Origin of the sequence: Microbacterium sp. PF5 (assembly GCF_004794315.1) — a bacterium.
Taxonomy (GTDB): Bacteria; Actinomycetota; Actinomycetes; order Actinomycetales; family Microbacteriaceae; genus Microbacterium; species Microbacterium sufflavum.
On the sequence record NZ_SSDQ01000121.1, the window covers coordinates 1 to 14,573 of the forward strand.

The 14,573-nt window shown below is 73.6% G+C and carries 12 protein-coding genes and 1 pseudogene; 6 read left to right on the top strand and 7 right to left on the bottom strand.

Annotated elements, in window-relative coordinates:
- The 6 genes from DW297_RS10535 to paaZ form a co-directional block, all read left to right on the top strand.
- A partial coding sequence (locus tag DW297_RS10535) for a dihydrolipoamide acetyltransferase family protein (RefSeq protein ID WP_136032105.1) occupies nucleotides 1–1,060 on the top strand: 1,060 nt, incomplete at its 5' end.
- A gap of 134 nt (nucleotides 1,061–1,194) precedes the next feature.
- Nucleotides 1,195–2,514, top strand: coding sequence for an MFS transporter (locus DW297_RS10540; RefSeq protein WP_136032107.1), 1,320 nt, complete (start codon nucleotides 1,195–1,197; stop codon nucleotides 2,512–2,514).
- 123 nt (nucleotides 2,515–2,637) lie between these two features.
- The gene (locus DW297_RS10545) at nucleotides 2,638–3,831 is read left to right on the top strand and encodes a thiolase family protein (protein ID WP_136032110.1); all 1,194 of its coding nucleotides are present in this window, start codon (nucleotides 2,638–2,640) and stop codon (nucleotides 3,829–3,831) included.
- Nucleotides 3,828–4,595, top strand: a complete 768-nt coding sequence (locus DW297_RS10550; RefSeq protein WP_136032112.1) for an enoyl-CoA hydratase/isomerase family protein — start codon at nucleotides 3,828–3,830, stop codon at nucleotides 4,593–4,595. The genes DW297_RS10545 and DW297_RS10550 overlap by 4 nt, the downstream gene beginning before the upstream one ends.
- Nucleotides 4,592–5,491, top strand: a complete 900-nt coding sequence (locus tag DW297_RS10555; protein ID WP_136032115.1) for a 3-hydroxyacyl-CoA dehydrogenase family protein — start codon at nucleotides 4,592–4,594, stop codon at nucleotides 5,489–5,491. Before DW297_RS10550 ends, DW297_RS10555 begins: the two co-directional genes overlap by 4 nt.
- Nucleotides 5,492–5,505: 14 nt before the next feature.
- Entirely contained in the window at nucleotides 5,506–7,587 is a 2,082-nt protein-coding gene (gene paaZ, locus DW297_RS10560) for a phenylacetic acid degradation bifunctional protein PaaZ (protein ID WP_136032117.1), read from the top strand.
- Between the two features lie 36 nt (nucleotides 7,588–7,623).
- Here the strand turns inward: paaZ and DW297_RS10565 are convergent, their stop codons facing one another.
- From DW297_RS10565 to DW297_RS10590, 7 genes and pseudogenes are all read right to left on the bottom strand, one after another.
- Nucleotides 7,624–8,238, bottom strand: a complete 615-nt coding sequence (locus DW297_RS10565) for a TetR/AcrR family transcriptional regulator (RefSeq protein WP_136032119.1) — start codon at nucleotides 8,236–8,238, stop codon at nucleotides 7,624–7,626.
- 62 nt (nucleotides 8,239–8,300) lie between these two features.
- On the bottom strand, nucleotides 8,301–9,626 hold the full coding sequence (gene paaK, locus DW297_RS10570) for a phenylacetate--CoA ligase PaaK (protein ID WP_136032120.1): 1,326 nt from the start codon (nucleotides 9,624–9,626) through the stop codon (nucleotides 8,301–8,303).
- Nucleotides 9,627–9,650: 24 nt separating this feature from the next.
- Nucleotides 9,651–10,079 (bottom strand): hydroxyphenylacetyl-CoA thioesterase PaaI, encoded by a 429-nt coding sequence (gene paaI / locus DW297_RS10575; RefSeq protein ID WP_136032123.1) that lies wholly within the window; start codon nucleotides 10,077–10,079, stop codon nucleotides 9,651–9,653.
- Nucleotides 10,080–10,193: 114 nt separating this feature from the next.
- Nucleotides 10,194–11,477, bottom strand: coding sequence for a sensor domain-containing protein (locus DW297_RS10580; protein WP_136032125.1), 1,284 nt, complete (start codon nucleotides 11,475–11,477; stop codon nucleotides 10,194–10,196).
- Between the two features lie 180 nt (nucleotides 11,478–11,657).
- Nucleotides 11,658–13,310, bottom strand: a complete 1,653-nt coding sequence (gene ptsP / locus DW297_RS19470; protein WP_378823205.1) for a phosphoenolpyruvate--protein phosphotransferase — start codon at nucleotides 13,308–13,310, stop codon at nucleotides 11,658–11,660.
- A 267-nt stretch (nucleotides 13,311–13,577) separates the two neighbouring features.
- Nucleotides 13,578–14,408: pseudogene (locus DW297_RS19475) on the bottom strand (HPr family phosphocarrier protein); the annotation flags it as partial.
- Nucleotides 14,408–14,573: DAK2 domain-containing protein (locus tag DW297_RS10590; RefSeq protein WP_136032129.1), on the bottom strand; the 166-nt coding region annotated here is incomplete at its 5' end. The gene DW297_RS10590 and the pseudogene DW297_RS19475, both read right to left, overlap by 1 nt.

Here is a 14,573-nt window from a genome sequence, read left to right on the forward strand (position 1 = left end):
GCCCGGTGCTCCCGGCGCTCCCGGCGCTCCCACCCCCGGCACCGGAGCGGCCGCGGGCGGCTCGGGCTCCGTCGACGCTCCCCCCTCCGCGCCGCGCCGCCCCGTGGCCGTCCGTTCGCCCCTCGTGCGACGCCTCGCGCGAGACCTGGGGCTCGACGTGCACACCATCACCCCGAGCGGAGCCGACGGCGCCATCACCCGGGCCGACGTCCTGCGCGCCGCCGTGGACCACGCGATCGACGGCGTCACGGCGCCACATCACACGGCCTCCGACTCCGCGGCCCTCGGCACGACGGCAGGCGCCACCTCGGCCTCCGGCACCGCAGCCCCGACCTCCACGACCGGCACCGGCGAGCTCGACGGCCTCCCCGTGCGATCCCGCGAGCGCCTGTCGCCGCTGCGGCGCGCCGTGAGCGCGAAGCTCGCGCGCAGCCGCTCCGAGATCCCCGAGGCCACGGTCTGGGTCGACGTGGATGCGACGGAACTGTGGGACCTCCGCGGGCAGATGGCCCCGGAGGGCGAGCGGCCGCCGTCGATCACGGCACTGCTGGCGCGGTTCGTGCTGCTGGCGCTGGAGGACTATCCGGTCCTCGCGTCGCGGCTGAGCGAGGACGGCGACGAGCTGATCTCGTTCGACGGCGTGAACCTGGGCGTCGCGGCCGACACCGAGCGCGGCCTCCTGGTGCCGGTGGTCCCGCGGGCGCACGCGCTCACGGTGGCCCAGCTCGACACGGCGCTGCGCGAACTGGCCGCGACCGCCCGCTCCGGGTCCATGCCGCCCGAGCGCCTGCGCGGCTCGACCTTCACGCTCAACAACTACGGCGGCCTGGGGGTCGACGGCTCCGCGGCGATCATCAACCATCCGGATGTCGCGATCCTCGGCATCGGTCGCATCATCGAACGCCCGTGGGTCGTGGAGGGAGCGATCGTGCCGCGGCGGATCGCCCAGCTGTCGCTCGTGTTCGATCACCGGGTCTGCGACGGCGGTTATGCGGCCGGGTTCCTGCGCCGGGTGACGGAGCTGATCGAGCATCCGCTGCGTGCGTTCGGGAGGATCTGAGGCCGCAACCTGCTGCGCACTCTCGTGGCGCGGCGGACGATGCGCTACGCTCGGCGATTACTGACCGATCATTCGGTAAGTAATCGACGGCGTCCCCCGCGCCGCCCGACCCGACGCAGAACAACGGAGTTCGCATGACCTCAGCCACCGCTGCCGCCTCGTCCACCGGAAGGATGCCCGCCGAAGAGCGCCGGGTGCTCGCGGGCACCCTCGTGGGCACCTCGATCGAGTGGTACGACTTCTTCATCTACGCACAGGCCGCCGGCCTCGTGCTCGCGCCGCTCTTCCTCGCCCCGATCGCGGAGTCCAGCCCCGGGCTCGCCCAGGTGCTGTCGTTCGCCACGATCGGCATCTCGTTCCTGTTCCGCCCGCTCGGCGCGATCGTCGCCGGACACCTGGGTGACAAGCTCGGCCGCAAGAAGATGCTCGTCTTCACGCTCGTCATGATGGGCCTGTCCACCTCGCTGATCGGCCTGCTGCCGACGTACGCGGCGATCGGTGTCGCCGCGCCGATCCTCCTCATCCTCCTCCGCATCCTGCAAGGCTTCTCCGCGGGCGGCGAGTGGGGTGGCGCCGCCCTGATGGCCGTCGAGCACGCGCCGACGGGCCGGCGCGGCCTGTTCGGCGCCTTCCCGCAGATCGGCGTGCCGGTCGGCATGATCCTGGCGACGTTCACGCTGTGGGCGCTCACCACCTCGATGTCGCCCGAGGCGTTCCTGGAGTGGGGCTGGCGCATCCCGTTCCTGCTGTCGATCGTGCTGATCGCGGTCGGTTACGTGATCCGCCGCGCGGTCGACGAGAGCCCCGTGTTCGAAGACCTGCGCCGCCGCCGCAAGGAGGCCTCGGCCCCGCTCGGGCAGCTGTTCCGCTCGAACACCAAGCAGGTCGTGCTGACGGCCGTCATCTTCATCGCGAACAACGCCGCCGGCTACCTGCTCATCGCGTTCTTCGCCACCTACGCGGTCACCGCGCTGGGGATGGAGCGTCCGCCCGTGCTCCTGGCGACCACGCTCGCCTCGTTCGGCTGGCTGATCTTCACGCTGTGGGGCGGGCACCTCTCCGACCGCCTCGGGCGCATCCGCACCTTCCAGATCGGGTACGTCGCCCTGGCGGTGTGGGCGATCCCGATGTGGTTCCTGATCGACACCGCGAACATCGTCTGGTACTTCGTGGCACTGTTCGTGATGACGTTCGCCCTCGGGCTGTCGTACGGCCCGCAGGCAGCGCTGTACGCCGAGATGTTCCCGGCGAACGTGCGCTACTCGGGCGTCTCGATCGGCTACGCGCTGGGAGCGATCCTCGGCGGGGCGTTCGCGCCGATGATCGCGGAGTCGCTGCTGAACCAGTTCCACGCGGCGTGGACGATCGGCCTCTACATCGCCATCGCCTCGGTCATCTCGCTCATCGGGGTGTCGCTGGTGAAGGAGACGAAGGGCGTGGACCTCTCCGTCTGACGCGCGGGATCCGGGATCGCGGCCGGCCGTGCGCCTGTGCCATAATTACCTTACGATCGGTCAGTAATTCACGGCCGGCCGCTCCCCGGACCACCCGCAGGACGACGATGTCAGGAGATCCGCATGCCAGAGGCCTATCTCGTCGGAGGCGTGCGCACGCCGGTCGGGCGCTACGGCGGCACCCTCGCCACGGTCCGCCCCGACGATCTGGCCGCCCTCGTCGTCGGCGAGGCCGTGCGGCGCGCCGGGCTCGACCCCGCGACCGCGGAGCTCGACGAGGTCATCCTCGGCGCGGCGAACCAGGCCGGTGAGGACAACCGCAACGTCGCCCGGATGGCGGTGCTGCTCGCGGGGCTCCCCGACACCGTGCCCGGCATCACCGTCAACCGGCTCTGCGCCTCCGGCATGTCGGCCGTGACCATGGCCGCCCAGGCGATCCGCGCCGGCGACGCCGACCTCATCGTGGCGGGCGGCGTGGAGTCGATGACCCGCGCGCCCTGGGTGCAGGCGAAGCCCGAGAAGGCCTGGGCCAAGCCCGGAGCCGCGTTCGACACCTCGATCGGCTGGCGCTTCCCCAACCCGCGACTGCTCGCGCGCGACAAGGCCACGTTCACGATGCCGGAGACCGCGGAAGAGGTCGCCCGCGTCGACGGCATCACGCGCGCGGAGGCCGACGCGTTCGCCGTGCGGTCGCAGCAGCGCGCAGCCGCCGCGATCAGCGCCGGCCGCTTCGCCCCCGAGATCGTCGGCGTGCCCGTGCGCGACGGCGAGGTGCTCGTCGACGAGGGCCCCCGCCCCGACACGACCCTCGAGGTCCTGGCCCGGCTGCGCCCCGTGGTCGCGGGCGGCGAGGTCGTGACCGCGGGCAACTCCAGCGCCCTCAACGACGGCGCGTCCGCGGTGCTGGTGGCGAGCGCCGCGGCCGTGGAGCGCTACGGCCTCACGCCCCGCGCGCGCATCGTGGTGGGCACCTCGGCCGGACTCGCCCCCGAGGTCATGGGGCTCGGGCCGGTGCCCGCGACCGAGAAGGCGCTGCTCCGTTCGGGGCTGTCGCTGGACGACCTGGGGTCGATCGAGCTGAACGAGGCCTTCGCGTCGCAGTCGCTCGCGTGCATCCGCCGCCTCGGGCTGGACGAGGACCGGGTGAACGCCAACGGCGGAGCCATCGCGCTCGGGCATCCCCTCGGCTCCTCGGGCTCGCGGCTGCTGGTCACGCTGATGGGCCGCATGGAGCGTGAGGGCTCGCAGTACGGCCTGGCGACGATGTGCGTCGGCGTCGGGCAGGGGACGGCCACGATCCTGGAGGCCGTGCGATGACCGCGGCGCCGACCGCCGAGACCCCGCCCGCGACGCCGCTGCTGGTCGAGCACCGCGAGGACCGGGTGATCGCGACCCTGAATCGTCCGCACAAGCGCAACGCGATCGACCAGGCCACGATCGACGCGCTGCACGCCCTGTGCGCGGAGCTGGAGGAGACGCCGAAGACGCTGATCCTCACCGGGGCCGAGGGCGTGTTCGCCGCGGGTGCCGACATCGCCCAGCTGCGGGAGCGCCGCGCCGCCGACGCGCTGCGCGGCATCAACGCCCACGCGTTCGTGCGCCTCGCGGAGCTGCCGATGCCCGTGATCGCCGCGATCGACGGCTACGCCCTGGGCGGTGGGGCCGAGCTCGCCTACGCCGCGGACATCCGCCTCGCGACGCCCGCGCTCCGCATCGGCAACCCCGAGACCGGTCTCGGGATCATCGCCGCGGCCGGGGCATCGTGGCGGCTGAAGGAGATCGTGGGTGAGGCCAGGGCCGCCGAGCTGCTGCTCACCGGTCGCACGGTGCTCGCCGACGAGGCGCTGCGCCTCGGGATCGTCTCCGCTCTGCACGAGCCGGACGAGCTGCTCGACGCCGCCCACGCCGTGGCCGACCGCATCGCCCGCAACGACCCCGCGGCCACGATGGCGACCAAGCGCGTGCTGCGCGCCCCGCGCGACCGGCACCCCGCCGTCGACCTGGAGGAGCAGTCCGTGCTCTTCGAGAGCCCGGAGAAGTTCCGCCGCATGACCGCCTTCCTGGAGCGGAGAGACCGATGACGACCACCTCACCCTCCCCCTCCGCGGCCGCCGCGACGGCCCCGCCCACCGCCCCGGCGCGCGTCGGCGTGCTCGGCGGCGGGCGCATGGGCGCCGGCATCGCGCACGCCTTCCTGCTCGCGGGCTCCCGCGTGACCGTGGTGGAACGCGATGACGCGGCGGCGGAGGCGGCGTCCGCGCGCGTGCTCGGCTCCGTCGACGCCTCGATCGCCCGCGGCTCCGCCACCGACACGGTCGCGTCGTATCGGGCACGCTTCGCGACCGGCACCGACGCGGCCCTCTTCGCCGACTGCGACCTCGTCGTCGAGGCCGTGCCGGAGGACCTGAGCCTGAAGATCGAGGCGCTCACCCGCGTGGAGGCGCAGCTCTCCCCCGCCGCCGCCCTGGCCTCCAACACATCCTCCATCGCGATCGACGAGCTCGCCGCCGTGCTCGACCGCCCGGCGCGCTTCCTCGGCCTGCACTTCTTCAACCCGGTGCCGGCCTCGACCCTGGTGGAGATCGTGCGCGGCGCGGCGACCGACGCGGCCCTGACCGACGCGGCCCGCAGCTGGGTGCACGCCCTCGGCAAGACGCCGATCGTGGTCGCCGACGCGCCGGGCTTCGCCTCCTCACGACTGGGCGTCGCGCTCGGCCTGGAGGCGATCCGGATGCTGGAGGACGGCGTCGCCTCGGCGGCCGACATCGACGCCGCCATGACGCTCGGCTACAAGCATCCGGTGGGCCCGCTCCGGCTCACCGACCTCGTGGGGCTCGACGTGCGGCTCGGCATCGCCGAGTACCTGGCCGCGCACCTGGGCCCGCGCTTCGAACCCCCCGCTCTGCTGCGCCGTCTCGTCGCCGAGGGCCACCTCGGCCGCAAGAGCGGACGCGGCTTCTACGACTGGGACGACTGATGAAGGGAACCCCCATGACCGAGATCCTCCCCAGCTACGTGCAGGGCGCGTGGTGGACCCCGTCCGCCGACACCGAGGCCACCGAGGTGCGCGACGCCTCCACGGGCGAGGTGGTCACGCGCGTCTCCACGACCGGGCTCGACCTGGGCGCCGCCCTGGACCACGCGCGCACGGTCGGGCAGGCGTCTCTCGGCGCGCTCACCTTCCACCAGCGGGCCGTGCTGCTGAAGAAGCTCGCGCTCGCCCTCACCGCACGCAAGGAGGAGCTGTACGCGCTGTCGAGCCGCACGGGCGCCACGGCGCAGGACTCCTGGGTCGACATCGACGGCGGCATCGGCGTGCTCTTCGCCTACTCCAGCAAGGGCCGCCGTGAGCTGCCCAACGCGAAGGTCTACGTCGACGGCGCCGTCGAGAACCTCTCGCGCGACGGCTCGTTCCTCGGCCGCCACATCTACACGCGCCTGCCCGGGGTGGCCGTGCAGATCAACGCCTTCAACTTCCCGGTGTGGGGGTCGCTGGAGAAGTTCGCGCCCGCCTTCCTCGCCGGGGTGCCCACGGTCGTGAAGCCCGCGACGCCCACCGGCTACCTCACCGAGGCGATGGTGCGCGTGATGGTCGAGTCCGGGCTGCTGCCCGACGGCTCGCTGCAGCTGGTGTCGGGCAGTGTGCCTGACCTGTTCGACCATCTGCGCCTGGGCGACCTCGTGGCGTTCACCGGCTCGGCCTCGACCGCGGAGCGCCTGCGCGCGCACGACGCGGTGCAGACCGGCGGTGTGCGCTTCACGAGCGAGACCGACTCGATCAACGCGTCGATCCTCGGCACCGACGCCGTGAGCGGCACCCCCGAGTTCGACGCCTACGTGAAGCAGCTCGTGACCGAGATGACCTCGAAGGCCGGGCAGAAGTGCACCGCGATCCGCCGCGCCATCGTGCCTGAGGACGCGGTTGACGACGTGATCGCCGCCGTGCGCGCGCGCCTGGAGCAGCGGATCGTCGTGGGCGACCCGCGGGCCGAGGGCGTCACGATGGGCCCGCTCGCCTCCCTCGCACAGCGCGACGAGGTGCGCCGCCAGGTGCGACGGCTGCAGGAGGGGGGCGGCGAGCTCGTGATCGGCTCGACCGACGACCCCGCGGTGCGTCACGCCGACGGCAGCGAGGCGACCGCCCCCGACGGCGCCTTCGTCGCCCCGATGCTGCTGCGCTTCGCCGACGCGACCAGCCCCGCCGTGAACGAGATCGAGGCGTTCGGCCCGGTGTCGAGCATCGTCGGGTACCGGTCGCTGGCCGAGGCGTCGGAACTCGTGGCCCGCGGCGGCGGCTCCCTCGTCACCAGTGTCGCGACCCACGACCCCGAGGTCGCGACGACCCTGGCGGCCGGCATCGCCGCCTACAACGGCCGGGTGCTGTTCCTCGACCGCGACGACGCGCGCAGCTCGACCGGTCACGGCTCCCCCCTGCCCAACCTCGTGCACGGCGGGCCGGGCAGGGCGGGCGGCGGCGAGGAGCTGGGCGGCATCCGCGCGGTGCTGCACCACATGCAGCGGACGGCCGTGCAGGGCTCCCCCGAGATGATGACCGCGCTCACCGGCGTGTGGCATCAGGGCGCGACGGCCCGCCCGTTCGAGGCGAACGACGGCGTGCATCCGTTCCGCAAGTCGCTGTCCGAGCTGCGGATCGGCGATCAGGTCGCAAGCCCCTCGCGCACCGTGACCCTCGACGACATCGAGACGTTCGCGGCGTTCACGGGCGACACCTTCTACGCGCACATGGACGAGGCCTCCGCGGCCGCGAACCCGTTCTTCCCCGGACGGGTCGCGCACGGCTACCTGCTGGTGTCGTGGGCCGCTGGGCTGTTCGTCGACCCGGCGCCCGGGCCCGTGCTGGCCAACTCCGGCCTGGAGAACCTGCGCTTCGTGACGCCCGTGTCACCCGGCGACGAGATCCGGGTCGAGCTCACCGCCAAGCAGATCACCCCGCGCGAGACCGACGAGTACGGCGAGGTGCGGTGGGATGCGGTGCTGAAGAACCAGGACGACGAGATCGTCGCGACCTACGACGTGCTCACGCTCGTCGCCAAGGAGCTCGCCGCCGTGTGAGCGCCGGGGCGCCGGGCGGGCGGGGTGTCCGGCGCCTCAGCGGCGGCGCAGGCCGTCGAGGGCGATGGCGACCACGTCGTCGGCGAGCCGGTCCGCGCCCTCACGCCCTCCGGGGCGGTACCACTCGACGATCGAGTTGATCATGCCGAACGTGAGGCGGGCCACGACGGCCGCGTCGATGTCGGAGCGCAGCGACCCCTCCGCCTGCGCCTCTCCGACGAGCGCGGTGATGCGCCGGTCGAACGCGCGACGGCGCGTGAGCGCGCGCCGCTCCACGTCGGTGTTCCCGCGCACCCGCAGCAGCAGGGTCACGGCGGGCAGCTGCGACACGAGCACGTGCACGGCGCCGCGCAGCACGTGCTCCAGGCGCGCGACGGCGTCGGGCGCCTGGCCGCCGTCCGTGAGCGGCAGCGGGTCGTCGACAACGGCCTCCAGGCCGCTGAGGGCAGCGTCGAGCGCCCGGTCGAGGATGTCGTCCTTCGAGGCGAAGTGGTGGTAGATCGCCGACTTCGACAGGCCGAGGCGCTCGGCCAGCTTGCCGATCGAGGTCGCGTCGTAGCCGTGCTCGTTGAACGCGGCGACCGCGACGTCGAGTATCCCCTGCTGGTCGTACCCGGGGCGGCCGCGCCGCGTGGTCTGCATCTCGGACATCCCCCACAGTCTCCCATCGCGGCGCCCCCGCGCCGTGCAGGCGGCGCGATCTCGGCGCCGTGTCAGCGCAGGTCGTAGACGCGCTTGTACTTGCCCTCGCTGCGGGGCAGGGCACCCGGCTCCTCCAGCCGCACCGCGACCGTCGACCCGACGAACACCTTGATGCGCTGTGCCAGCACCTTCGCCGCCGCCGCGCACGTGTCCACCGAGAGGTCGGGGTGACGCTCGATGCGCACGGTCAGCGCGTCCATCCGCCCCTCCTTCGTCAGCTCCAGGATGAAGTGCGGGGTCAGCTGCTCGATGCCCAGCACCAGCTCCTCGATCTGCGTCGGGAACAGGTTCACGCCGCGCAGGATGATCATGTCGTCGTTGCGACCCGTCACCTTCTCCATGCGCCGCATGCCCGGCCGCGCGGTGCCCGGCAGCAGGCGCGTGATGTCGCGCGTGCGGTAGCGGATCACCGGGAAGGCCTCCTTGGTGAGCGAGGTGAACACGAGCTCGCCGCGTTCCCCGTCGGGGAGCGCCTCGAGCGTGTCGCCGTCGATCACCTCGGGAAGGAAGTGGTCCTCCCACAGGTGCGGCCCGTCCTTCGTCTCCAGGCACTCGTTCCCGACCCCGGGCCCCATCACCTCGCTGAGCCCGAAGATGTCGAGCGCGTCGAGGTCCAGGCGCTGCTCGAGCTCGTGCCGCATCTCGTTCGTCCACGGCTCGGCACCGAGCACCGCCACCTTCAGCGACGTCGACCGGGGGCCGATGCCCTGCGCGGCCATCGCATCCGCGATCGTGAGCAGGTAGCTGGGCGTGCACAGGATGGCGTCCGGCTCGAAGTCGCGGATCAGCTGCACCTGCCGTGCCGTCTGCCCGCCCGACATCGGGATCACCGTCGCGCCCAGGGCCTCGATGCCCGCGTGCGCTCCGAGGCCGCCCGTGAACAGGCCGTAGCCGTAGGCGTTGTGCACCTTCATGCCCCGCCGGATGCCGCTGGCCCGCAGCGACCGCGCCACGAGCGAACCCCAGCGGTCCAGGTCGCCCCGGGTGTAGCCGACCACGGTCGGGCGGCCCGTGGTGCCGCTGGAGGCGTGGATGCGGGCGACCTCGTCCATCGGCACCGCGAACATCCCGAACGGGTAGGTCTCGCGCAGGTCGTCCTTCGTCGTGAAGGGCAGGCGGCGCACGTCGTCCAGCGACCGGATGTCGTCGGGGTGCACGCCCGCCTCGTCGAACTTGCGGGTGTAGAGCGGCACGTGCGCGTAGGCGTGGCGCACGGTCCGTTGCAGCCGCTCCAGTTGAAGGGCCTCGAGCTCCGCACGGCTCAGGCGCTCCTCGGGGTCGAGTTCCTCGGCGGCGGGCGGGCGGAGGGCGGAAGCGGGGGCGGTCGTCGTCGACACGGGGGCTCCTCGGGTTTCGGCGGGTCAGTGGGTCTGGGGCGTGGTGCGGGAGCGGCCGCGGAACTCGGCGACGGTGTCGCCCTGCTCGTCGACCACGGTGACGTCGTAGATGCCGGAGCGCCCGGTGCGGGTGCGTCGCACGGCCGTGGCCGTGAGGGTCTGCCCGGCGACGGTCGGCTTGAGGAAGGCGATGTCGGCTCCGGCCGCGACCGTGACCCGGTCGTCCTCGTTGCAGGCGATCGCGAAGGCCGTGTCGGCGAGCGCGAACACGAACCCGCCGTGGGTGATGCCGAAGCCGTTGGTCATGTCGTCGCGCACGCGCATCGAGACGACCGCATGACCGGGGTCGTCGCGCTCGACCGTGAGCCCGAGCATCGCGGACGCACGGTCGCGCTGCATCATGGCGCGATTGGGCTGCACGGCCTCCGCCGTCTCCGTCGTCACATCCGTCATCGCCGACCTCCTCGTCGCGCTGGGGACGGGACGCCGCGGTCCCGCTCGGCCCATACTAACTGAACGATCGGTCAGTAAGACAGAGCGGGACCGCGGCCCGACGCAGAGCGTGCGTCAGTCGACGGTGAGGGGCGGGGTCAGCGTCGCGTCCTCCACCGTGATCCCGGTGATGACGGCCGCCGGATCAGCGGCGTCGCGGTCCGCGCGGAAGCGAACCACGCCGCCCTCCCTCGTCGCCCACTGATAGAAGTCCTCGCCGGACGAGACGATCTGCAGGAACGTGCCATCGGGGAATGCGGCGACGGCGTCGGCGAGCGGCGCCCCGATGCGCACGCCCTGGGCCGCCGGGAGCAGGTCGCCGTTCGGCTCGACGTCACCGTCCAGGTTCGCGATGCCGGCGGTCACGCCGCTGAGCCGCGCCCCGTCTTCGGTGAAGTGCAGGATGAGCGAGGACTGTCCGTCCGGACTCACCAGGCGCGCGGCCGTGTCCGTCCAGGTGAACTCCTCGGCCGTCGCGCCGGGGACCGCGGCGAGCGCGGCGGCGCGGTCGGCACCGAAGATCAGAGGACCGACGCCCGTCGGCGTCAGCTCCCACGTGCTCCAGTCGGCGGAGGGATCCTGCGCGGACGGCGTCGGCGTGACGGGCGGCTGCGCGGTGAGCTCGTCCACGAGCGCGGTCTTCGCCTCCACCGCACGGTCGCGCAGCAGGAGCGCAGCGGCCTCCGCGTCGAACGCGGAACCGTCCTGTGCCGGCTGCCACGCGTGCACGATCACGTTGCCGACCGCGGCGAACGCGTGGTGTGCACGCCACGGGCTCCCCGAGGAGTCGAGTTCCAGCGTCCCGGCGAAGGCGCGGACACCATCGCCGTCGGGAGCCACGGAGGCCGCGAAGGACCCCGGCCCCTGGGCGTCGAACTGCGCGCAGCTCTCGACCGTCGACACGAGGTCGTCCATTCGAGCGGACGCGTTCTCCTCCGAGGCGAACTGCAGGATCTCCTGCCTTCCGCTGTTCCCGGCGTCTGCGCCATCGACCCACGGCACCGTGCGCGCGCCGACGCTGCGCATCGACGTCTCGCTGATCAGGAGCCTGCAGACGGCCGGAGCGAAGTCGGGACCGCCGCCGTCGGCGTACTGCACGAGCGTGTCCGTGATCGCGGTCGCGGGCGGTGCCCCCGGGAAGAGGCCGGCGACCTCCTGCGGAGTCAGTGCGAACGACTCCAGCTCGTCGCCAACGAAGAGCAGCGGCCCATCGTACGGCTCCGGCGCCGAGGTCGACGGCGCGGCCGAAGGACTCGACGCGGGCTCGGGAGTCGGTGCGCACGCGGACACCCCCGCGAGCGCCCCCACGAGGACGGCCGCGAGGCCGCCTCGCGCGATCGATCTCTTCACGAACGACATGCTGGACATTCGACCCTCCGGTGGTCTCTCACGCGCCGACGGCGCGTCCCCTGCCGCGAGCGTAGTGGTCCGGCCCACCAAAATACTGGCCAGCCGACCACCGTGACGAGAACGATACGGATCGCATGCCCGCATCGGCATACACCGCGCCCCGACCGCAGAAGCCCGCGTCGGGCGCCGTCACCCGGCGCGCGTCACGGCCGCCCGCGCCTCGGCCGCCGTGGGGGCGCCGGCCGCGGCCTCGGCCATCCGACGGCAGTCCTCGACGGTCACCGCGTCCAGCGCCGCGGCCACCCGTCCGAGCGCACGCGGGGTCATCGACAGGGAGGTCACGCCGAGCCCGACCAGCACGGGAGCGAGGGCCGGATCGCCCCCGGCCTCACCGCACACCCCGACCGGCTTCCCCGCCGCGCGACCCGCCGCGCCCACCATGCCGATCAGGCGCAGGACTGCGGGCTGCCACGGGTCGTTCAGCTCGCCGAGGTCGCTCAGCAGGCGGTCGGCCGCCAGCGTGTACTGGGCGAGGTCGTTCGTCCCGAGGCTCACGAAGTCCACGACCTCGAACAGCTCGGCCGCCAGCAGGGCGGCAGCGGGCGTCTCGATCATGATCCCGACGCGGTCCAGCCCGGCGGCGTGACACCGCTCCGCGAACTCCCGCGCCTCCTCGACGGTCGCGACCATCGGCGCCATCACCTCGACCTCGGCCGACTCCGCATCCGCCGCGCGCGCGAGGGCCCGCAGCTGATCGTCGAGCAGGGCGGGGTTCCGCCGGGCGATGCGCAGTCCGCGCACACCGAGGGCCGGGTTGTCCTCGTGATCGGCGTTCGCGAAGGGCAGCGGCTTGTCGCTGCCCGCATCGAGCGTGCGCACCACCACCTTGCGGCCGGGGAACGCGGCGAGCACTCCGCGATACGCCTCGACCTGCTCGTCGATCGTCGGCGCATCGACACGGCCGAGGAAGCAGAACTCGGTGCGGAACAGGCCGACGCCCTCCGCCTGCGCGGCCGCCGCCGACGCGGCATCGCTCGCACCGCCGACGTTGGCGAGCAGCGGGAGGCGCGTCCCGTCCGCCAGGCGCCCGCGACCGTCGAAGGTCACGACGGTGGACGCTGCGCGCGCGGACGCCACGTCGACCTCATCCGGATCGACCGTGACGGTGCCGCGTTCTCCATCCACCAGCACGGTGGTGCCCTCGGAGATCCCGAGGGCGCCGGCGAGGCCCACCACCGCGGGGAGCCCGAGCGACCGCGCGATGATCGCAGTGTGCGAGGTCGGGCCGCCCTGCTCCGTCACCAGCGCCACGCACCGCCCCCCGTCCAGGGTGGCGGTGTCGGCCGGCGACAGGTCGGTCGCCACCAGCACGAACGGCTCGTCGCGCTCCGGCACCCCCGGCAGGTCGACCCGCAGGATCTCCGCGATGATGCGATCGCGCACGTCGCGGATGTCGGCGGCGCGCTCGGCCATCCGGCCGCCGAGCGCGAGGAGGGCCTTCTCGTGCGTCGCGGACGTCTCCCAGACGGCGCGCGCGGCCGTGCGTCCCTGCGCGCGTACGAGCTCCGTCGCCTCCGACACCAGCTCCGGGTCGGACGCGAGGAGCCGGGACGCATCGAGGATCGCGCGGGCCTCGCCGGTCGCCTGAGCCGTGCGCGAACGCAACTGGTCGGCCACGGCCACCGCGGCCCACTCGATCGCCGACACCTCGGCCTCGCGCTCGTCCGGCGCGACCACCGTCTCGGCGTCGGGCTCCGGCAGCGGCGGCGCCACGTGCACCACCGGCGCCGCGACCCTCCCCGGGCTCACACCGCGCCCCCGCAGCACGGCCCCGGGCTCGATCGGCACCGGTCCGTCCGCATCGCCGTCCACACCCGCTGCGTCCGCAGCCGAACCCGCTCTCTCCCCGTGGGCGTCGTTCGTCTCCGCGCCGGCGCCACGGCTCCCGGTCTCCGCGGCGGCGGCAACACCCGGGCCGTCCGCCGCGACGGACGCATCCGGACCCCCGACGGCGGCGCGAGCGCCCTCTCCGCCGGCACCGTCCGCGGCTCGGGTGTCGTCGCGCTGTGCGTCCTCCGTGCCCTCACCGAAGCCGTCGTCGAACAGGGCGACCAGCCGGTCGAGGGCGGCCCCGGCATCGGGACCGCGGCCGATCAGCTCGAACTCCGTGCCCTGCCGCGCTCCGAGCGCGAGCAGGCGCGTGAGGCTGCGCGCCGCCGCCTCGATCCCATCGGGCAGCCGTCGCAGGCGCACGTCCGCGCCACCGGCGGCCTCCGCGATCAGGGCGGCCGGGCGCGCGTGGATGCCCAGCGGGTTGCGCACCCGCACGCGACGCACACTCGCGCCCTCCTCATGCGCGCCGGGCTCCGGCGGGTCCGCCGGAGTCCCGCCCGTCGCCGCGGATCCTGACCCGCTCGGCGAGTCCCCCCGCGTCCCTGGCTCCGACTCCGGCACGGTCGCGGACCCGGTCGTCGTACCCGCTCCCACCCCCGTGCTCCCGGCGGCGCCCGCCTCCGCCTCGGGCTCCCCGAGCTGTCCGCTCTTCGCCACCAGCGCTCCGGTCGCCTCCGCGGCCACGGCGTCGAGGTCGGCCCCGGCCGCCGCGGCGACCACCGCGGCGAGCAGCCCCTCCACGAACGGCGCGGGCACCAGGCGCACCGGCACGTCGCTCGCCCGCAGCTCCAGCGCGAGCTCGGCGCTCAGCACCGCGGACCCGAGGTCCATCAGCACCAGCACCCCGTCGCAGTCCGCGGCGAGCGCATCGATCGCGGTCGCGACGGCCACGGCGTCGGTCCCGAGCACCGGGGCACCGTCGGCGTCGACCCCCGCGCCCGCCGCCACCTCGACGCGCACGCCTCCCCCCGGCACCATCTGGAGGGCGAGCTCGAGCGCCGCCTCCCCGAGCCGGGCGCTGTGGGAGACGGCGACGATGCCGATCATCAGGCGCTGTCCGCGATCGCGGCGGCGAGCGTGTCGAACAGGATCGCGGTGGAGGCCGCGCCCGGGTCGAGGTGCCCCGCGCTGCGTTCGCCCAGGTAGCTGGCGCGCCCCTTGCGCGCCAGGCGTTCCTCGCGTACCTCCTCACGGGCCGGCGCGTGGCGGAGC